18 protein-coding genes and 1 pseudogene are annotated in these 19,411 nt (G+C 70.3%); 5 read left to right on the top strand and 14 right to left on the bottom strand.

The features are described 5' to 3' along the window. Positions 1-762 precede the first annotated feature (762 nt). The 12 genes from aroQ to rpsD form a co-directional block, all read right to left on the bottom strand. Positions 763-1,200: a type II 3-dehydroquinate dehydratase gene (gene aroQ, locus ACIHCQ_RS07130; RefSeq protein WP_399658732.1), complete on the bottom strand. Its 438-nt coding sequence runs from the start codon at positions 1,198-1,200 to the stop codon at positions 763-765. Beyond that, on the bottom strand, positions 1,197-2,297 hold the full coding sequence (gene aroB / locus ACIHCQ_RS07135) for a 3-dehydroquinate synthase (protein ID WP_399658734.1): 1,101 nt from the start codon (positions 2,295-2,297) through the stop codon (positions 1,197-1,199). The genes aroQ and aroB overlap by 4 nt, the downstream gene beginning before the upstream one ends. Further along, positions 2,294-2,809, bottom strand: coding sequence for a shikimate kinase (locus ACIHCQ_RS07140; protein ID WP_399658735.1), 516 nt, complete (start codon positions 2,807-2,809; stop codon positions 2,294-2,296). The genes aroB and ACIHCQ_RS07140 overlap by 4 nt, the downstream gene beginning before the upstream one ends. Continuing rightward, on the bottom strand, positions 2,806-3,990 hold the full coding sequence (gene aroC, locus ACIHCQ_RS07145) for a chorismate synthase (RefSeq protein ID WP_399658737.1): 1,185 nt from the start codon (positions 3,988-3,990) through the stop codon (positions 2,806-2,808). The genes ACIHCQ_RS07140 and aroC overlap by 4 nt, the downstream gene beginning before the upstream one ends. Positions 3,991-4,122: 132 nt before the next feature. Beyond that, entirely contained in the window at positions 4,123-4,407 is a 285-nt protein-coding gene (locus ACIHCQ_RS07150) for a hypothetical protein (protein WP_399658738.1), read from the bottom strand. A 35-nt stretch (positions 4,408-4,442) separates the two neighbouring features. Further along, a complete protein-coding gene (locus ACIHCQ_RS07155) occupies positions 4,443-5,273 on the bottom strand; it encodes a shikimate dehydrogenase (protein ID WP_399658739.1) in 831 nt (276 codons plus the stop codon). Further along, entirely contained in the window at positions 5,270-7,141 is a 1,872-nt protein-coding gene (mltG, locus tag ACIHCQ_RS07160) for an endolytic transglycosylase MltG (protein ID WP_399658741.1), read from the bottom strand. Before mltG ends, ACIHCQ_RS07155 begins: the two co-directional genes overlap by 4 nt. A 104-nt stretch (positions 7,142-7,245) precedes the next feature. After that, entirely contained in the window at positions 7,246-7,710 is a 465-nt protein-coding gene (gene ruvX, locus ACIHCQ_RS07165; RefSeq protein ID WP_399658742.1) for a Holliday junction resolvase RuvX, read from the bottom strand. Beyond that, the gene (gene alaS / locus ACIHCQ_RS07170) at positions 7,710-10,394 is read right to left on the bottom strand and encodes an alanine--tRNA ligase (protein ID WP_399658743.1); all 2,685 of its coding nucleotides are present in this window, start codon (positions 10,392-10,394) and stop codon (positions 7,710-7,712) included. The genes ruvX and alaS overlap by 1 nt, the downstream gene beginning before the upstream one ends. Continuing rightward, the gene (locus ACIHCQ_RS07175; protein ID WP_399658744.1) at positions 10,394-10,756 is read right to left on the bottom strand and encodes a DUF6167 family protein; all 363 of its coding nucleotides are present in this window, start codon (positions 10,754-10,756) and stop codon (positions 10,394-10,396) included. Before ACIHCQ_RS07175 ends, alaS begins: the two co-directional genes overlap by 1 nt. A 6-nt stretch (positions 10,757-10,762) precedes the next feature. Further along, a complete protein-coding gene (locus ACIHCQ_RS07180; RefSeq protein WP_399658746.1) occupies positions 10,763-11,212 on the bottom strand; it encodes a DUF948 domain-containing protein in 450 nt (149 codons plus the stop codon). A gap of 191 nt (positions 11,213-11,403) precedes the next feature. Next, positions 11,404-12,018, bottom strand: coding sequence for a 30S ribosomal protein S4 (gene rpsD / locus ACIHCQ_RS07185; RefSeq protein ID WP_399658748.1), 615 nt, complete (start codon positions 12,016-12,018; stop codon positions 11,404-11,406). A gap of 197 nt (positions 12,019-12,215) precedes the next feature. Here rpsD and ACIHCQ_RS07190 point away from each other — a divergent pair, with 197 nt between their 5' ends. Next, a complete protein-coding gene (locus ACIHCQ_RS07190; protein ID WP_399658750.1) occupies positions 12,216-12,911 on the top strand; it encodes a DUF2470 domain-containing protein in 696 nt (231 codons plus the stop codon). An 18-nt stretch (positions 12,912-12,929) separates the two neighbouring features. Here ACIHCQ_RS07190 and ACIHCQ_RS07195 read toward each other — a convergent pair whose 3' ends face one another. Both ACIHCQ_RS07195 and ACIHCQ_RS07200 read right to left on the bottom strand, forming a co-directional pair. Then, the gene (locus tag ACIHCQ_RS07195; RefSeq protein ID WP_399658751.1) at positions 12,930-14,309 is read right to left on the bottom strand and encodes a replication-associated recombination protein A; all 1,380 of its coding nucleotides are present in this window, start codon (positions 14,307-14,309) and stop codon (positions 12,930-12,932) included. 51 nt (positions 14,310-14,360) lie between these two features. Further along, a complete protein-coding gene (locus ACIHCQ_RS07200) occupies positions 14,361-14,996 on the bottom strand; it encodes a vitamin K epoxide reductase family protein (RefSeq protein WP_399658752.1) in 636 nt (211 codons plus the stop codon). Positions 14,997-15,207: 211 nt separating this feature from the next. Between ACIHCQ_RS07200 and ACIHCQ_RS07205 the strand changes: the two genes are divergently transcribed. The 4 genes and pseudogenes from ACIHCQ_RS07205 to ACIHCQ_RS07220 all read left to right on the top strand — a co-directional run bounded on the left by ACIHCQ_RS07205 (position 15,208) and on the right by ACIHCQ_RS07220 (position 18,802). Continuing rightward, positions 15,208-16,062 carry an ABC transporter ATP-binding protein gene (locus ACIHCQ_RS07205; RefSeq protein WP_399658753.1) on the top strand — a complete coding sequence of 285 codons (855 nt, stop codon included), beginning with the start codon at positions 15,208-15,210 and terminating at the stop codon, positions 16,060-16,062. Then, the gene (locus ACIHCQ_RS07210; RefSeq protein WP_399658755.1) at positions 16,059-16,916 is read left to right on the top strand and encodes an ABC transporter permease; all 858 of its coding nucleotides are present in this window, start codon (positions 16,059-16,061) and stop codon (positions 16,914-16,916) included. The genes ACIHCQ_RS07205 and ACIHCQ_RS07210 overlap by 4 nt, the downstream gene beginning before the upstream one ends. Continuing rightward, a complete protein-coding gene (locus tag ACIHCQ_RS07215; protein ID WP_399658757.1) occupies positions 16,874-18,187 on the top strand; it encodes a sensor histidine kinase in 1,314 nt (437 codons plus the stop codon). The genes ACIHCQ_RS07210 and ACIHCQ_RS07215 overlap by 43 nt, the downstream gene beginning before the upstream one ends. Then, positions 18,184-18,802 (top strand): annotated as a pseudogene (locus tag ACIHCQ_RS07220) (response regulator). Before ACIHCQ_RS07215 ends, ACIHCQ_RS07220 begins: the two are co-directional and overlap by 4 nt. Positions 18,803-19,411: the final 609 nt, after the last annotated feature.

A 19,411-nucleotide genomic window follows, 5' to 3' on the forward strand; every position in this document is an offset into this window, starting at 1 on the left:
CCGCAGGCGACTGCCCATGGAGCGGGCCACCGCGCGGCGCGAGAGACCCGGCGGAAGCCACAGGCGAAGACCCCACCGGCGGCCCACCGTGAGACGGCTGCCGGTTCGGCTCCGGAAACCCCGCAGGAACCGCAGGCGACTGCCCATGGAGCGGGCCACCGCGCGGCGCGAGAGACCCGGCGGAAGCCACAGGCGAAGACCCCACCGGCGGCCCACCGTGAGACAGCTGCCGGTTCGGCTCCGGAAACCCCGCAGGAACCGCAGGCGACTGCCCATGGAGCGGGCCACCCCGCGGCGCGAGAGACCCGGCGGAAGCCACAGGCGGCCGTCCCTCACCGGGCCGCCCCGCAGGAGCCGCATGTCGCGGCCCGGCAGGCCGCTGCCATTGCGGATCCGCGGACCCGGCGGGCACTGCGGGCGACTGCTGCTGCGGCCGGCCATTCGGCTGCGCAGGCTCACCGGGAGCCGCAGGCGGCTCCGCAGGGGCCGGCGGCACCTCGCCGGCGAGTGGGCGGGCCGTTGGCTCCTGCGGTATGGACCGGGGGGGCGGGGGGTGACCGCTGTGCCCCCATGCGGCCGGGCCGTGCCCCGGGCCGAGGGGCGGCGGCAGCGGGGCCCCCACTGCGTCCTGCATCCGGTGCCACTCCGTCTCGTACGACTACGACTCACGCTCGTCGGGCGGCAGTTCGGCCGCCTTGCTACCGAACCGTACCTCCCAGCTGCCGGCCAGAAGGTCCCGCCCATTCCCGGCCACGCCCTGTGTCAGCCCGCCAGCTCCTCCGCCAGCGCGCGCAGAGCCAGCCGGTACGAGCCGATGCCGAACCCCGCGATCGTGCCGCTCGCCACCGCCGCGACCACCGACGTGTGGCGGAAAGCCTCCCGCGCGTACGGGTTCGAGATGTGCACCTCGATGAGCGGCGCCGTCCGCTGCGCGGCCGCGTCCCGCATCCCGTACGAGTAGTGCGTGAACGCACCGGGGTTGAGGACGACCGGAATTGAACCGTCCGCCGCCTCGTGCAGCCAGCGGATCAGCTCGCCCTCGTCGTTCGTCTCGCGTACGTCGACGTCGAAGCCGAGCTCCTTGCCGAACGCCTGGCACGTCTCCACCAGACCCGCGTACGACGTCGCGCCGTAGACATCGGGCTCCCGTGAGCCCAGTCGCCCCAGGTTGGGGCCGTTGAGTACCAGCACCCGGGTCACTCGGACACCGCCGCGACCTCGGAATAGGCTCCCATCAGAAGCGCCGGGTCCGGGCCCTCCAGGATCGTCGGCCTGGCCAGACCGTCGAGGACCACGAAGCGCAGCAGATTGCCGCGGGACTTCTTGTCGACCTTCATGGTCTCCAGAAGCTTGGGCCACTGGTCGGCCCGGTAGGTCAGCGGCAGGCCCACCGACTCCAGGACCGCGCGGTGCCGGTCAGCCGTCGCGTCGTCGAGCCGCCCCGCCAGCCTGCCCAGTTCCGCGGCGAAGACCATGCCGACCGAGACCGCCGCGCCGTGCCGCCACTTGTAGCGCTCGTTCTTCTCGATGGCGTGGGCGAGGGTGTGGCCGTAGTTGAGGATCTCGCGCTGACCGGATTCCTTGAGGTCGTTGGAGACGACCTCGGCCTTGACGCGGATCGAGCGCTCGATCAGCTCCGCGGTGTGCACCCCGGCGGGCGTACGCGCGGCCTGCGGGTCGGATTCGATCAGGTCCAGGATGACCGGGTCGGCGATGAAGCCCGCCTTGATGATCTCGGCCAGTCCGCTGACGTAGTCATGGACCGGCAGCGAGTCCAGCGCGGCCAGGTCGCACAGCACCCCGGCGGGCGGGTGGAAGGCCCCGACGAGGTTCTTGCCCTCGGCGGTGTTGATGCCGGTCTTGCCGCCGACCGCCGCGTCGACCATGCCCAGCACCGTCGTCGGCAGGGCGATCCAGCGCACCCCGCGCAGCCAGGTCGCGGCCACGAACCCGGCGATGTCGGTGGTCGCGCCGCCGCCGACGCCGACGATGACGTCACTGCGGGTGAAGCCGGTCTGGCCGAGCGCCTTCCAGCAGTACGCCGCGACCTCGACGGTCTTGGCCTCCTCGGCGTTCGGCAGCTGGATGAGGATGGCCTCGTAACCCTGGGACGTGAGGTCCTCGCGGATCAACTCGCCGGTCCCGGCCAGCGCCTCCGGGTGCAGCACCGCGACTCGCTGCGCGTTGCCGATCAGCCCCGGCAGCTCATTCAGGAGCTGCCGGCCGACCAGCACCTCGTACGGAGCGGAGCCCTCCGTACCGCCGACCTGGATACGGGTCACTGCCTGGTCCGTCATACGTCCTTCAGCTCCAAAGCGTCGAGGACCGCCTCGGCGACCTCTTCGGGGGTGCGTTCGTCGGTGGCCACGGCAAAGCGGGCCACTTCGGTGTACAGGGGGCGGCGGGCGTCCATCAGCTCCCGCCACTGCCTGCGCGGATTGACGGCGAGCAGCGGGCGCGCCTGGTTGAGGCCGACCCGCCGGACCGCTTCCTCCACGTCCATCGAGAGATAGACGACCGGCAGCCCGGCCAGCAGCTCGCGCGTCGTGTCGTCGAGGACCGCGCCGCCGCCGAGCGAGAGGACGCCCTCGTGTTCGGCGAGGGCGGCTCGTACAGCCGCGCGCTCCAGCTCGCGGAAGTACGGTTCGCCCTCGTCGACGAAGATGTCGGAGATCTCCCGGCCCTGGGCCGCGACGATGTCGGCGTCGGTGTCCCGGTAGTCCACGCCGAGGCGCTCGGCGAGCAGCCGGCCCACCGTGGACTTGCCCGAGCCCATGGGCCCGACCAGGACGATCAGCGGCTCGCTCACCGGATCTGCAGGTTGTCGAGGTACGAACGGACATTGCGGCGGGTTTCGGTGACGTTGTCGCCGCCGAACTTCTCCGCGACCGCGTCCGCGAGGACGAGGGCGACCATCGCCTCCGCGACGATCCCGGCGGCCGGGACCGCGCACACGTCGGACCGCTGGTGATGGGCCGCCGCGACCTCCCCGGTCGCGACATCGACGGTGGCCAGCGCGCGCGGCACCGTGGCGATCGGCTTCATCGCCGCGCGCACGCGCAGCAGCTCACCCGTCGTCATGCCGCCCTCCGTACCGCCGGAGCGGCCGGTCGTACGGCGTATTCCGTCGGCGGTGGGCACGATCTCGTCGTGCGCCTTCGAACCCGGGACGCGCGCCAGCTCGAAGCCGTCCCCGACCTCGACGCCCTTGATCGCCTGGATGCCCATCAGGGCAGCGGCGAGGCGTGCGTCGAGGCGGCGGTCCCAGTGCACATGCGAGCCCAGGCCGACCGGTACGCCGTACGCGAGCACCTCGACGACGCCGCCGAGCGTGTCGCCGTCGCGGTGCGCCTGGTCGATCTCCGCCACCATGGCCTTGCTCGCGTCCGTGTCCAGGCAGCGCACCGGGTCGGCGTCGAGCTTCGACTCGTCGCCGGGCAGCGGGACGACGCCGTACGGAGCCTTGGCGCCCGCCAGCTCCACCACATGCGAGACGATCTCGATCCCGGCGGTCTCCTTGAGGTACGAGCGGGCCACCGCGCCCAGCGCGACCCGCGCCGCCGTCTCGCGGGCGCTGGCCCGCTCCAGGACGGGCCGGGCCTCCTCAAGACCGTACTTCTGCATGCCGGCCAGGTCGGCGTGGCCGGGACGGGGCCGGGTCAGCGGCGCGTTGCGCGCCAGCTTCGCGAGCTCTTCGACGTCCACGGGGTCGGCCGCCATGACCTTCTCCCACTTGGGCCACTCGGTGTTGCCCACCATGACGGCGACCGGCGAGCCCATGGTCAGCCCGTGGCGTACGCCGCCGAGGAAGGTGACCTCGTCCCGCTCGAACTTCATCCGCGCGCCGCGCCCATAGCCCAGGCGTCGCCGCGCGAGATGGTCCGCCACCATCTCCGTCGTGATCGGCACACCGGCGGGAAGACCCTCCAGCGTCGCAACCAATGCGGGTCCGTGCGACTCCCCCGCCGTCAGCCAACGCAACCTGCTCAACGGTGCTCCTCCTGCTCGCGCCTGGGACTGCGACGGCGCGCCCGGGTGCGCGGCCCTGGCCCGCCTGTCTCGATCCTCCCACGTCCGCGCCCGTGATCCGCTGTCCGGTCCAGCAACCGGACGGGCCCACGGTCAGCCCGGGTCGCTGTCCGGACGTCTCGGCGGCGCGTACGAGCCGAGATAGTCGGCGCCTCGGCCCTGCCCGTACCGCGCCGCCGCGTGGACGGGACGGCCCGCACGGACCGCACTGCGGTACTGGATCCTGCGCCGGACCTTCACCGCTCCGAGGCACCCGAACCCGGCCACGACCACCGAGAGCGCGGTCCATTGCGCCCAGTCCGGCAGGAAGGTCACGATCGCGTCGATCACGTCGAGGACTATTCCGAACCGGGACGCCTGCGGCTGCCCGTACTCCATCTGTGCCCCCGTGCGTTGTGCGGATCCAGCGGATCTTAACGGGCGGCGAGTGCCTGCTCCCCGGCGGCCCTCATGGCTGCCAGCGGGGCGGGCGCGCGCCCCGTCATCCGCTCGACCTGGAGAACGGCCTGGTGGACCAGGAGATCGAGGCCGCCGACGACGGCTCCGCCGCGCGCGGACCAGCGGGCGGCCAGATCGGTCGGCCACGGCTCGTACAGCACGTCGAACAGCGTCCCGGGTCCTGCCGGGATCTCGGCGGCGAGGGGGTCGGTGGCGCCTGCCGGGGTGGTCGCGATGACCAGCGGCGCCCGGAGCGCCTCGGCGGCCTCGGCCCAGTCGGCGACGCGCACCTCGACGCCGAGCCGCTTGCCCCAGCCGCGCATCTCGGCGGCGCGGGAGGCGCTGCGTACGTACGCGGTGACCGGTCCCGTACAGATCCGCGAGAGCGCGGCCAGCGCGGACGACGCTGTGGCGCCGGCGCCGAGCACGGCGGCCGATTCGACCTTGTCCACGCCTCGTTCGCGCAGGGCGGCGAGCATGCCGGGGATGTCGGTGTTGTCGCCGAGGCGGCGGCCGTCCTCGGTGAAGACCACGGTGTTGACGGCTTCCACCGAGGCCGCGGTGTCGCTGACGGAGTCGAGCAGCGGGATGATCGCGCGCTTGAGCGGCATGGTCAGGGAAAGACCGGCCCAGGAGGCGTCGAGCCCTTCCAGGAAGCCCGGCAGCCCGGACTCGTCGACCTCGAAGCGGTCGTACGACCAGTGGGTGAGGCCGAGCGCCTCGTAGGCGGCGCGGTGCAGTACCGGGGAGAGCGAGTGGGCGATCGGCGATCCGAGGACCGCCGCACGCTTCGTGGTGCTGCTCACTGGCCGTTCTTCTCCTGCTCTTCTTCGTACTTCTGCCGGTTCTTCTCGTGCTCCGCGTTGGTGACCGCGAAGAGCGTCTCGTCCGCGGTGACCGACACGAAGTAGTACCAGGGGCCCGGCGTGGGCTTGAGGGCCGAGTTGAACGCGGACAGCCCCGGGTTCCCGATCGGTCCCGGCGGCAGGCCCTTGATGTCGTACGTGTTGTACGGATCGTCGATCTTCCGCAGCGAGTCGACGGAGCCGATGTCGAGTTTGCTGTCCTTGTTGATGTAGTTGATCGTCGAGTCGAATTCGAGCCGGCCGACCGTCTCGGCGTTGTTCGGCTTGAGGCGGTTGTAGACGACCCGGGAGACCTTGTCGAAGTCCTTCTTGTACTTGCCTTCGGCCTGGACGAGGCTCGCGACGGTGAGCAACTGGAGCGGCGACTTCAGGCCCAGCCTGGTGGCTTCGGCTTCGACGTCCTGCTTGCCGAACTCCTCGTTGGCGCGGGCCACCATCTTCTGGAGGACGGCTTCCGGCTTCATGCCCTTGGCGACCGGGTAGCTCGCGGGGAACAGGAAGCCTTCGAGCGGGTCCTTGATGTTCTTGTTGTCGTTGGCCCAGTCCGGCAGGCCGAGCTTCTTCACATTGGCCTTGGCGGCGGCCTCGGTGGTGCCGGCCTTGGCCCCGAGGCGCTTGTCGATCTCCGCGTAGATGAAGACGTTCGTTTTGCCCTCGGGGATGATGAGGTTGTTGCGGCTGACCGGATCGAGCATCAGATCGACGGCGCTCACCGCCGACATCTCCTTCTTGAGCGTGTAGACGCCAAAGGAGATGGTCTTGCTCTTGGGGTCGCTGTTGGCCGCCGCGATGAAGGCCTCAATGCTCTTGACGACACCGGCCTTCTTGAGGATGGAGCCGATCTCCGCGAGGCCCGCGTCCTTGGGGATCTCGACCTGGGCCGAACCGGTGCCTTTGCCGCTGAAGTCCTCGGGCGCGCCGAACTGGCCCTGCCAGAACTGGTAGCCGAAGTAGCTGACACCGCCGAGGCCGCCCGCGAGAACAAGAGAAACGATCAGGCAGGCGCAGCCGTTGCGGCTCTTCTTTTTCTTGGTGCCGGTGTTCGCCTTGCCCTTGCCGCGGCCTTCACGACCGCCGCCGCCCGCGGCCCGGCGCGACTCGCGCGGGTCGTCGTCCGTGTCGCCGTCGTCGTCGGTGTCGTCCGCGCCGGTGAAGAAGGGGTGGCTCTCCTCCTCCTGGGGCGCCTCGGGCTGCCAGTCGGGCGAAGCCTGTTCCGGCTGTTCCGGCTGGTCCGGCTCTGCCCGGCGGCGGCCCGGGGGCTGCGGCGGCGGGTAGGCCTCGGGCGTCGCGTAGTAGTCGGCGTTCTGGTCGCCGTAACCGGGAGCGGGACCGGGACCGGGACCGGGCTGCTGACCGTCGTAGCCGTCGGCCGGGTTGGCGGCGTACGGCATGGGGGCCTGCTGGCCGGTGTCCCAGCCGCCGTTCTGGTACTGCTGCTGCTGGTACTGCTGTTGCTGCTGGTCGTACTGCTGTTGCTGCCCGTTGTACTGCTGTTGTTGTTGCTGTTGGTCGTACTGCTGTTGTTGCTGGTTGTATTGGTGCTGTTGCTGCTGGTTGTATTGCTGCTGTTGCTGCTGGTTGTATTGCTGCTGTTGCTCGTCGTACTGCTGCTGGTTGTACTGCTGCTGCTGGTACGGGTCCTGCTCAGTGCCGTACTGCTGCGGCTGCTGCGGGTACTGCTGCTGCGGCTGGCCGCCGTACGGAGGCTCGCCGGCGGCAGCCTGCTGTCCTCCCCACCCCTGGTCCCCGTACAAAGGGTCCTCGGGGTGCCACGGTTCGGAGCCTGGGCCCCGGCCATACTCAGTCATCGATCCCCTTGGGCCGCGAGGCAGACGCTGAACGCGGGCCGGCCTCTCTGCTGTGCGGTGGCTGTTCGAACAGCGCCACAGCGCGGAACGTTACCGTACCGCGATCAGACAACCACTTCGACGCCCTCGCCCGGGGCCTCTCCTGACGCCCGTTCGGACTCCAGTGCGTTCTGAAGGATCACCACAGCGGCAGCCTGGTCGATGAACGAACGGCCCTTCTTGGACTTCACGCCCGAAGCGCGCAGCCCTTGAGCGGCCGTTACTGTGCTCATCCTCTCGTCGACCAGTCTGACCGGAAGCGGCGCGATGGAGCGTGCGAGCTCCTGTGCGAAGCCGCGGACCTTGGCCGCGGCCGGGCCTTCCCCGCCGCTGAGCGAACGGGGCAGGCCCACGATGACCTCGATCGGCTCGTACTCCTCGATCAGCCGGCGCAGCCGCCGGTGGGCGGCGGGGACATCGCGTCCCGGCACGGTCTCCACCGGCGTGGCGAGGACCCCGTCGGGGTCGCACGAGGCGACCCCGATCCGGGCGTCCCCGACATCGACGGCGAGGCGGCGGCCTCTGCGCATCAGCCGGTTTCCATGACCAGGCGCTCGACGGCGGCCACGGCCTCGCCGATGGCGTCCGGGTTCTGGCCGCCGCCCTGAGCGACGTCCGGCTTGCCGCCACCGCCGCCGCCGAGGGTCTTGGCGGCGGCACGGACCAGGTCACCGGCCTTGAGACCGCGTTCGCGGGCGGCCTCGTTGGTGGCGATGACGGTCAGCGGGCGGCCGTTGGCCGTGGTGAACAGCGCCACGACCGCCGGGCGGTCGCCCGTCCCCGCCAGTTGATTCAGCCGGCCGCGTACGTCCAGTACGAGCCTGCGCAGGTCGTCGGCGGAGGTGCCGTCCGGCACCTGGCCGGTGACCAGGGCCACGCCGCGTACGTCCGTGGCGCCCTGAGCGAGACCGGCGGCGGCGGCGAGCACCTTCTCCGCGCGGAACTTCTCGATCTCCTTCTCGGCGTCCTTCAGCTTGGCGAGCATGCCGGAGATCTTGTCGGGGAGCTCCTCCGCCCGGCCCTTGACCAGCTCCTGGAGCTGGGCGACGACCGTGTGCTCCCTGGCCAGGAACTGGTAGGCGTCGACGCCGACGAGGGCCTCGATACGGCGCACACCGGAGCCGATCGAGGACTCGCCGAGCAGCTTCACCAGACCCAGCTGGGCGGTGTTGTGCACATGCGTGCCGCCGCACAGCTCCTTGGAGAAGTCGCCGATGGTGACGACCCGCACCCGCTCGCCGTACTTCTCGCCGAATTCGGCGATGGCCCCCTGCTTCCTGGCCTCGTCAATGCTCATGACCTCGGCCTGGACGTCGAGTTCACGGGCGAGCACTTCGTTGATCTTCTGCTCTACGTCGGTGAGCACCGTGCCGGGTACGGCGGCGGGCGAGCCGAAGTCGAAGCGGAAGCGGCCGGGCGCGTTCTCGGAACCGGCCTGGGCGGCCGTCGGGCCGAGAGCGTCGCGCAGCGCCTGGTGTGTGAGGTGCGTGGCGCTGTGGGCGCGGGCGATGGCGCGCCGGCGCCTGAGGTCGATGGCGGCGTAGGCGGCGGAGCCGAGGGTCACCTCGCCGACCTGCACCGTGCCCTTGTGGACGGTGACGCCGGCGACGGGCTGCTGCACATCGTGGACCTCGATGACCGCGCCGGTGTCGAGCCTGATCCGGCCCTGGTCGGCGAGCTGGCCGCCGCCCTCGGCGTAGAAGGGGGTGCGGTCGAGGACGATCTCGACGTCGTCGCCCTCGGTGGCGGCGGGCGAGGGGACGCCGTCGACGAGCAGGCCGACGATGGTCGACTCGCCCGCGGTGGAGGTGTAGCCGGTGAACTCCGTGGCCCCGGAGCGGTCGGCGACCTCGCGGTAGGCGGACAGGTCGGCGTGGCCGGTCTTCTTGGCCCTGGCGTCGGCCTTGGCCATGTCCCGCTGCTTCTTCATCAGGCTGCGGAAGCCGTCCTCGTCCACGGAGAGGCCCTGTTCGGCGGCCATCTCCAGGGTGAGGTCGATGGGGAAGCCCCAGGTGTCGTGGAGGAGGAAGGCCTTTTCCCCGGGGAGGACCGTGGAGCCGGCGGCCTTGGTCTCCGTCACGGCGGTGTCGAGGATGTTGGTTCCCCCCTTCACCGCCTTGAGGAAGGCGGCTTCCTCGGCGAGGGCCACGGCCTCGATCCGCTTGCGGTCGGTGATCAGCTCCGGGTACTGCAGCCCCATCGTCTTGATCACTACGTCGGCGAGCTCGGCGACGACCGGTCCGGTGGCGCCCATCAGCCGCATATTGCGGATGGCGCGGCGCATGATGCGGCGCAGGACGTAGCCGCGGCCCTCGTTGCCGGGGGTGACGCCGTCGCCGATGAGCATCACGGACGTACGGATGTGGTCGGCGACCACGCGCAGGGAGACGTCCGTGCCGTGCTCGGCGCCGTACCGCACTCCGGTCAGCTCGGTGGCCTTGTCCATGACGACGCGCAGGGTGTCGGTCTCGTACATGTTCTGCACGCCCTGCAGGATCATGGCGAGGCGCTCAAGACCGAGACCGGTGTCGATGTTCTTGGAGGGCAGGTCGCCGAGGATCGGGAAGTCCTCCTTGCCCTCGCCGGCACCGCGCTCGTACTGCATGAAGACCAGGTTCCAGATCTCCACGTAACGCTCGTCGTTGACGGCGGGGCCGCCCTCTTCGCCGAATTCGGGGCCACGGTCGTAGTTGATCTCGGAGCAGGGACCGCAGGGTCCGGGGACGCCCATCGACCAGAAGTTGGGTCCCATGCCCAGGCGCTGGATGCGCTCGGCGGGCACGCCGATCACATCGCGCCAGATCTGCTCGGCCTCGTCGTCCTCCTTGTAGACCGTGATCCACAGGCGCTCGGGGTCGAGGCCGTAGCCACCGTCCGCGACGGAGCCGGTCAGCAGCTCCCAGGCGAGCTTGATGGCGCCTTCCTTGAAGTAGTCCCCGAAGGAGAAGTTGCCGCACATCTGGAAGAACGTGCCGTGGCGGGTGGTCTTGCCGACCTCTTCGATGTCCGGCGTACGCACGCACTTCTGCACGCTGGTGACGCGCGGGGACGGCGGCTTGGCCTCGCCGAGGAAGTACGGCTTGAAGGGGACCATGCCCGCGGGGACCAGCAGCAGAGTCGGGTCGTCCGCGATGAGCGACGCCGAAGGCACGACGGTGTGCCCGCGCTCCTCGAAGAAGCTCAGCCAGCGGCGGCGGATTTCAGCCGACTCCATCAGTGGTCCTCATTCCGGTTGTACGAGTTGTGCGAGTTGTACGGGTCAATGGGGGTGTGCGGGGCGTACGGGGTGCTCGGGCCGTCGAGGGCGGCGAGGCGGCGCCGCGCGGGCAGTTCACGCTCGGCGGGCACGGGCGTCTCCAGGCCAAGCGCTTCGCCCAGTTCGGCCTCGCGCTGGAGCATGCCTGTCCTGACGTCGAGCGCGAAGTCCTTGAGCCGGTGGCCCGCGTCGACCGCCTTGGTCGCGGCCTGCGCGGCGAGGCTCTCGGGGGTCAGCTGCTTGAGCTTGCGGTTGACCTTGGTGGTGGCCCACACACCGGCTGCTGCGCCCGCGGTGAACCAGAACGTGCGGCGGAACATGGTGCGTCAGCCCTTCTGGTTCTTGGCGTTTCTGCGGTTCTTGCGCCGGGCGGACGGCACTGCGCGGCCGACGATCACCGTACGGCGAGAAGGCACGGCCGGAGCATCGTCGACCTTGCGGCTCATCGCCCTGCGTACGCCGTAGCCGAAGGCGGCGACCTTGACCAGCGGCCCGCCGAACGTCGACGCGACCGTCGTGGAGAGCGCCGAGGCGTTGGAGGTGACCTCCTGGACGTCCGTCGCGATGGCGTCGACCCGGTCGAGCTGGGTCTGCGCGGAGCGCACGGTCGCGGAGGCGTCGGCCAGCAGCGGCACTGCCTGCTCGGTCACTTCCGCCACGAGCCGGGTGGTCGCCCTGAGCGTCTGGGCCAGCCTCACCAGCACCACGGCGAGGAAGGAAACCAAGATCGCCCAGAAGACGGCCACCAGGATCCCGGCAACCTCTCCACCGGTCACTCCGCACCGCTCTCTGCTGGTCGATGAGTACAGATGAGTACATGGGGCATCTCGAAAATCGTCCCTCGACCCTATCGCGCCCAGGGTCGCCCCCCATACCGCATTACCGTACGGAACGCGAGAGCCCGCCGGCTCCCCCACCGGTGAGGGCGGGGAGTCGGCGGGCCGAAGCGCTGTGTCCTACGCCTTGATCAGCGGGCGTAGTACTCGACGACCAGCTGCTCGTCGCAGATGACCGGAACTTCCTTGCGCTGCGGGTCGCGGTCCAGGCGGAACGCCAGGGCCTTCAGGTTCACCTGCAGGTAGCGCGGGGTCTCGCCGTCGGCGGCGAAGCCACCCTCGCGAGAGACCTGGAAGAGCGTCTTCTCGCGGCTGCGCTCACGGACCATCACGACGTCGTCGGGACGGACGCGGAACGACGGCTTGTCGACCTTGCCGCCGTTGACCTCGATGTGGCCGTGGACGACCATCTGACGGGCCTGGTAGATGGTGCGGGCGATGCCCGAACGCAGGACCAGGGCGTCGAGGCGGCGCTCGAGCTCGATGACGAGCGCGTCGCCGGTCTTGCCGTCGGCCTTCTTGGCGCGGTCGTAGGCGCGCGCCATCTGGCGCTCGCTGATGTCGTACTGGGCGCGCAGACGCTGCTTCTCCAGCAGACGGACCTTGTAGTCAGAGTTCTGCTTGCGCCCACGGCCGTGCTCGCCCGGCGGGTAGGGGCGGGCTTCGAAGTACTTGACAGCCTTCGGCGTCAGCGCGATACCGAGCGCACGCGACTTCTTGACCTTGGGACGCGACTGGTTAGGCACGTTCTCCAGACCTCCGTTGTAGGTTAGGTTAGGCTCACCTTACTCAAGGAGATCGCATGTCTCGCCCTGGGAACACCACACGCATCACGGACAGCACAGAGAACGTCGACGCTTCTGAAAGCTTTGAGAGCGTCGAGGCGACGGAGGTCCGATCAGCTCATGGTCAGCCGCGTCCCAGCGGGCTTGAAATCCCTCGGATGCCGTCAGCAGCCGAGCGCACACGAACTCTCGTACAGAGTACCTCGTCGGCGGTACTGCTTCTGCCGGGGCTGGCGGGAGCACGCGCCGAGCACATGACACCGGAGGCACGGGTAGTGGCACCGGACGGTGAGGTGTTCCTGCTCTTCCCCACCGATTCTCCGGCGGTACGGGCCGCCACCCACGCGAAGGACGACGAACTGCCCGCCGTGCTGGAGATCACCGATGTCGCACCGGTCTCGGTGCCCCACCGTATCCGCGGTCGCGCCCGGGTCTCCGGCTGGCTGACCTGCGAACCCGGCCTCGCGGAGCATGGCGGCATGATGCTGCGCCTCGAAGTGGGCGAGGCGTGGGTGGACGATCTGTGGGGCGCGGAGAGCGTCGAGCCGGAGGACTTCGCGCGGGCGTCCGTCGATCCGCTGGTGGCGCACGAGACCGAGCTGCTCCAGCATCTGCACACCGCGCACAGCGATCAGGTGCAGGGCGTGTGCTGCGCGCTGCTCGGCGAGAGGGCTGGAAAGGCGTACGAGAACGGGCTGCTGGCGGTGCCGCTGGCGCTGGACCGGTTCGGGCTGCGGGTGCGGCTCACCGGCGAGCACGGCTTCGACGCGCGCTTCGACTTTCCCGAGCCGGTACGCGATATCACCGAACTGCGCCGGGCCATGCACGCCCTCTTCGAGGCCGCGTCGCACTGAGGGCAGGTCCGCGAACGGTCACCGACCCTCGGGCGGGCTCTCCCCGCGCAGGCGCTCGCGCACCTTCTCCACCACGTCGGCGTACCGCGCCTCCGCGCCGTACCGCGTCGGTTCGTAGTAGCGCTTGCCGTGCACTTCGTCCGGGGCGTACTGCTGGGCGGCGATGCCGCCCGCGACGTCGTGCGGATAGACGTAGCCCTGGGCATGGCCGAGCTTGGCCGCGCCCTTGTAGTGGCCGTCGCGCAGATGCGGCGGGACCGGTCCCGCCAGTCCGTTGCGTATGTCCTGCCGGGCGGCGGAGATCGCGGTGGTGGCGGCGTTCGACTTCGGGGCGAGTGCGAGCGCGATGGTGGCGTGGCTGAGGGTGAGCGCGGCCTCGGGGAAACCGATCATGGCCACGGCCTGCGCGGCGGCGACCGCGGTCGGCAGGGCCGTCGGGTCGGCGAGGCCGATGTCCTCGCTCGCCGAGATCATCAGCCGGCGCGCGATGAACCGCGGGTCCTCCCCCGCCTCGATCATGCGGGCCAGGTAGTGCAGCGCCGCGTCCACGTCCGAGCCGCGGATGGACTTGATGAGCGCGCTGGCCACGTCGTAGTGCTGATCGCCGTCACGGTCGTACGTCACCGCCGCCCGGTCGACGGTCTCCTCCAGGGTCTTGAGGCCGATCGCCTTTTCGCCCTTGTCGAGCGCGGCGCCCGCCGCGGCCTCCAGCGCGGTCAGCGCGCGCCGCGCGTCGCCGCCCGCGATGCGCAGCAGGTGCGCCTCGGTGTCGTCGGGAAGTGTGACCGCGCCGCCCAGGCCACGGTCCTCGGTGACGGCCCGGCGTAGCAGTCCGCGCACGTCCTCGTCGGTGAGCGGCTCCAGGGTGAGCAGCAGGGAGCGGGAGAGCAGCGGGGTGATGATCGAGAAGTACGGGTTCTCGGTGGTGGCCGCGATGAGGGTGACCCAGCGGTTCTCCACGGCGGGCAGCAGGGAGTCCTGCTGGGCCTTGGAGAAGCGGTGGATCTCGTCGAGGAAGAGGACGGTCTCCTTGCCGTACCCGCCGGAGGCGCGGCGGGCGCCGTCGATGACGGTCCGTACCTCCTTGACGCCCGCGGTGATCGCGGAGAGCTCGACAAAGCGTCTGTCGGTGGCCTTGGAGACGACGTACGCGAGAGTCGTCTTGCCGGTGCCGGGCGGGCCCCAGAGGATCACCGAGGAGGGACCCGCGGGGCCGGGGCCGCCCCCCTCAGCCCGCTGATCGACCAGTCGCCGCATGGGTGACCCCGGCTTCAGCAGATGACTCTGGCCGACGACTTCGTCCAGGGTGCGCGGGCGCATCCGTACGGCCAGGGGGCTGCTGGACGGATCCTTCTCCTGGCGTGCTTCGGCTGCGGCGGTAAAAAGGTCGGGCTCCACGCTGTGCAGCCTATGTCAGGGGACTGACAGCACCCCGCCCGCAGAGCCCGCTCAGCTGGTCCAGAAGTCCCACCAGCGGGTCAGGATCAGCATCCCGATGATCCCGGTCCACAGCACCGGCGGCATCCAGTGGAACTCCAGCAGCCCGCTGCGCAGCCCCTCCGGGACCTTGATGATCCGGTGCTCGATGTTGTGCAGGGTGACGTAGCAGAACATCACGATCGTCGCGACCCAGGCGAGCGAACACCACAGGCACAGCGCGTTGATGTTGTACAGCGACTGGTACTGGAGCCAGGTGCAGAACCCGACCCCGAACAGACAGCCCGCGTTCAGGCCCAGCCAGAACCAGCGGCGGTAGCGCGCCCCGGCCAGCAGCCCGGCCCCGATCGCGATGACGGCCGCGTACGTCACCAGACCCAGCATGGGGTTGGGGAACCCGAACGCCGACGCCTGCTCGCTCTTCATGATGTTGCCGCAGGACACCACCGGATTCAGACTGCAGCCCGGCGTGAACGACGGGTCCTCCAGCAGTTTGAACTTGTCGATCGTGATCACCCAGGAGGCGAGGAGCCCCGCCGCGCCCGTGACCATCAGCAGCCAGGCGAAGACACGACTGCCGCCGATCGTGCGCGTGGCGCCGTCGGCCTGCCGGCCGGAGGACACGTCGTCAATAGCTGCAGCCGTCATATCGCCGTTCCATCGCTCAGTAGCCTGCTGGGATACCTGCTGGGGTGCCTGCTGGGGTGCCTGCTGGGGTGCCTGCTGGGGTGCCTGCTGGGGTGCCTGCTGGGGGCACGGTCATTGTGCCGCACCCGCGCCCGTGTCCACCGTTCGATGGACGTAAGGATGTACGGACGGTTGTCCCGGACGCCCCGCTTCCGCGAGCAGGCTCGTGGCCATGACAGAACTCGCGGTGAACGTACGCGGACTTCGCAAGCGTTATGGCGGAGTGACCGCGGTGGACGACCTTGACCTGGGCATCCGGCAGGGCGAGGTCTTCGGCATCCTCGGCCCCAACGGAGCGGGCAAGAGCACAACGGTGGAGATACTCCAGGGCCACCGCACCCGGGACGCGGGCGAAGTGACGGTCCTCGGCTCGGATCCCGCGACCGGGAACCGCCGCTGGCGCTCCCGTATCGGCATCGTCTGGCAGGACGAATCCGCGCCCGCGGAGTTGACGGTCCGCGAGACGGTGTCTCATTTCGCCGCCTATTACCCGAATCCGCGTGACCCTGACGACGTCATCGCGCTGGTGGGCCTCGATCAGAAGGCGTCGAGCCGGACCAAAGCGCTCTCCGGCGGGCAGCGGCGGCGGCTGGATGTGGCGCTGGGCGTGATCGGTAGCCCCGAACTGCTGCTGCTGGACGAGCCGACGACCGGCTTCGACCCGGCCGCGCGCCGCCAGTTCTGGGAGCTGATCCGGCAGCTCGCGGACGACGGCACCACCATCGTGCTCACCACGCACTACCTGGAGGAGGCCGAGGCGCTCGCCGACCGGCTGGCGGTGATCAGCGCGGGCCGGGTGGTGGCCGAGGGCACTCCGGCGGGGCTGCGCGAACAGCACGACAAGCAGGCCATGGTCGCGTGGCAGGAGCCGGACGGCTCACCGCGTGCGGAGCGGACGGCGACCCCGACCCGTACCGTCGCCGCGCTGATGCGCCGCTTCGACGGCGAGATCCCCGGGCTCGTGATCACCCGGCCCACCCTGGAAGACGTCTATCTGCGGCTCACGGGACAGGAGGCGACCCAATGACCACGGTCACCACCGACGACCGGCTCGACGGCGGCATACGGACCACTGCCGCGGCCCTGCCCGGCGCGTGGCGGCTGGGGCTGCTGCGCGGCGCGATGGAGCTGCGGGCGTTCTTCCGCCAGCGCGACCAGGCGATCTTCACCTTCGCCTTTCCCATCGTGTTTCTCTTTCTCTTCGCGTCGATCTTCAGCGACGACGTGGAGGGCGCGGGCATCACGGCGTCCCAGCTCTATGTGCCCGCGATGATCGCCGCGGGCATCATGTCGACGAGCTTCCAGTCGCTGGGCATCTCCATCGCGCTCGAACGGGACCAGAAGCAGCTGCGGCGGCTGCGCGGCACGCCGATGCCGCCCGCCGCGTACTTCCTGGGCAAGGTGTGGCTCGTACTGGTCGCGGGGCTGCTGGAGACGGCGGCGCTGCTCGCTGTCGGCACGGTGTTCTACGATGTCGACCTGCCGACGAGCGCGAGCGCGTGGCTGACCTTCGGCTGGATCTTCGTCCTCGGGCTGACCGGCTGCGCGCTGCTCGGCATCGCGATCAGCAGTGTCCCGCAGAACGCGCAGAGCGCCACGTCCGTGGTCGTCCTGCCCTTCCTGGTGCTGCAATTCATCTCCGGGGTGTACATCGCGGTCGACGCCATCCCGGACTGGCTGCTGAACATCGGCGCGCTGTTCCCGCTGAAGTGGATGTGCCAGGGCCTGCGCGGGGTGTTCCTGCCGGAGTCGGCGGCCGTGCTGGAGCAGGCGGGTGGCTGGGAGTATGGGCGGGTCGCGCTGGTGATGGGCGCGTGGTGCATCGGAGGACTGATCCTGTGCCTGATGACCTTCCGGTGGAAGAACCGGCGCGAAGACTGAGCGATCCGGCCGGCGCGCGCGACTCGGATGTGTGGGACCGCGGGTTCCTGGCGTGGGACGTGTACTTCGGGATCGTCTGGTCGGCGACGCTGATCTTCACGCTCGGCGTGGAGGAGCACACGCCGCTTGTCCGTACGGCCGCGGCAGGGCTGATGGTGCTGCTGGCGCCGTGGTACGTGTGGGTCGGGCGTACGCAACTGATGGCCCAGGGCGAGGACCAGCGGCGCTCGGTGAGCTATATCGCCGGGGCGGTACTGCTGTTCCTGGGGGCGGCGATCCTGGTGGGCGAGACCCGCGTCGCGACGTTCGCGCTCGCGCCGCAGTGCTTCATGGTGCTGCGGATGCGGACCGCGCTGGTGGCCGTGGCGATGATCAACATCGCCCCTGTTGTGGGATGGGCGGCGCTGTGGCGGCCCGACGAACGACTCGTCTTCTTCAACGCGTTGTTCGCCGTGGTCACCCTGGTCTTCTCGGCGGTTCTCGGCAGCTGGATCATCCGGATCATCGAGCAGAGCAAGGAAAGGGCTGAGCTGATCGCCGAGCTGGAGGCCAGCAGGGAGGAAATCGCGCGGCTCTCCTCGGAGCGCGGCGCGCTGACGGAACGGGAGAGGATGTCCCGCGAGATCCACGACACGCTCGCGCAGGGGTTCACCAGCCTGCTGATGCTGGTCCAGGCGGTGGACTCGGAGCTGGAGCGCGATATGCCCGCGGCGCGGCGCCATCTGGACCTGATGGCCGACACGGCTCGGCTGAACCTCGCCGAGGCCCGCGCGCTGGTGGCCGGCGGCGCACCCGCCGACCTGGACGGCAGCTCGCTCCCGGACGCCCTGCGGCGGCTGGCCGCGCGCCATGGGCAGCCCGCGTCGGTGGAGGTCACGGGCACGGCCCGGTCGCTGTCACCGGCGCTCGAAGTGGTGGCGCTGCGCACCTGCCAGGAGGCGCTCGCCAATGTGTCGAGACATGCGGGGGCGGGGGCGAGTGTGACCATCTCGCTGACGTACGCGGAGGGGGCGCTCACTGTGGCGGTACGGGACACGGGGTGCGGTTTCGACGACTCCGTACCGGCGCGGGGGTACGGGCTGAACGGGCTGCGGGCGCGGGCGGCGGAGGTGGGGGGCGGGGTGGAGGTACACAGCGGGCCTGGCCTGGGCACGACCGTCGCCGTACGCCTGCCGCTGCCACTGCCACTGCCGCTGCCGCTGCCGTTGCCGTTGCCGTTGCCGTTGCCGTTGCCGTTGCCGTTGCCGTTGACGGACAGGAGCTCTCAATGATTCGCATTCTGCTCGCCGACGATCACCCCGTCGTACGGGAGGGCCTGCGCGGCATGCTCGGCGCGGAGCCCGACCTGACGGTCGTCGGCGAGGCGTCGAACGGCCCACAGGCGGAGGCGCTCAGCGCGGAACTCCACCCGGACATCGTGCTGATGGACCTGCGGATGCCGGGCGGCGGGGGCGTCGAGTCGATCAACAGGATGCGGCTGGCCGGACTGCCGTGCCGGGTGATCGTCCTGACGACGTACGAGACGGACGGCGACATCCTGCGCGCGGTGGAGGCGGGGGCGGCGGGCTATCTGCTGAAGGACCTCGCCCGCAAGGAACTGGCGGACGCGATCCGGGCGGCGGCACGCGGCGAAACGGTTCTGGCGCCGTCGGTGGCCGCGCCTGGTCGACCAGTTGCGCAGCCAGCCGGAGCGGCCACGGCTCTCGGAGCGCGAGACGGCGGTGCTGCGGCTGGTGGCGGAGGGGTGCACGAACGCGGAGATCGGGCGGCGGCTGTATATCGGGGAGTCGACGGTGAAGACGCATCTGCTGCGGGCGTTCGGGAAGCTGGGGGTGGCGGACAGAACGGCGGCGGTGACGAGCGCGATGCGGGAGGGGTTGCTGTGAGGGCGGTTTCCCCCACCCCGCCCTTTCCCGAAACTGGGGGCGGGGCCCCCAGCCCCCGAGGGGGAGGTAGACGTGGGGGCTGACGCCCCCACACCCCTGGGGCGCCGGCTTCGCGGCGCGACGACTCCGCGTCCGTGCGACCACAGCCCAGCGGCGCGTGCGGAACACCGCGGCCCGTTGCCTGCTGAGCCGCTCCTCGACGGGCACGCTCCCCTCACCGCGACGGCTCCTCTCGGCGACCACCGCCGCGTGGAACACGCACCGGGAACGGCCTGAACGGCCACGGCCCTGGCGGGCAGCCACTGCCCGTGGAACACGCACCCCGCCGGCACGCGAGCCTTGCAGCGCAACAACTCCCCTCCCTGCGACCACCGCCCGCGTGGAACCCAGACCCCACCCCGCAAGCACACGACCCTCGCAGCGCGACCGCTCCGCACCCCGCGACCATGGCCCGCCGTGCAACACACGCGCCATGCCCGCCGAGCCGCTTCGGCGCGAGCATGCACTCCGGCCCCGCAGACACGCGCCCCTCGGCGTACGGGCGCGGAAGCCGCGCGTTGCACGTGGCGTGAAGCTGACGCCCGAGGCAGGCGGGGCATCAGCCCGCCT

This window comes from Streptomyces sp. NPDC052236 (genome assembly GCF_044548015.1).
In the GTDB taxonomy this organism is placed as follows: domain Bacteria; phylum Actinomycetota; class Actinomycetes; order Streptomycetales; family Streptomycetaceae; genus Streptomyces.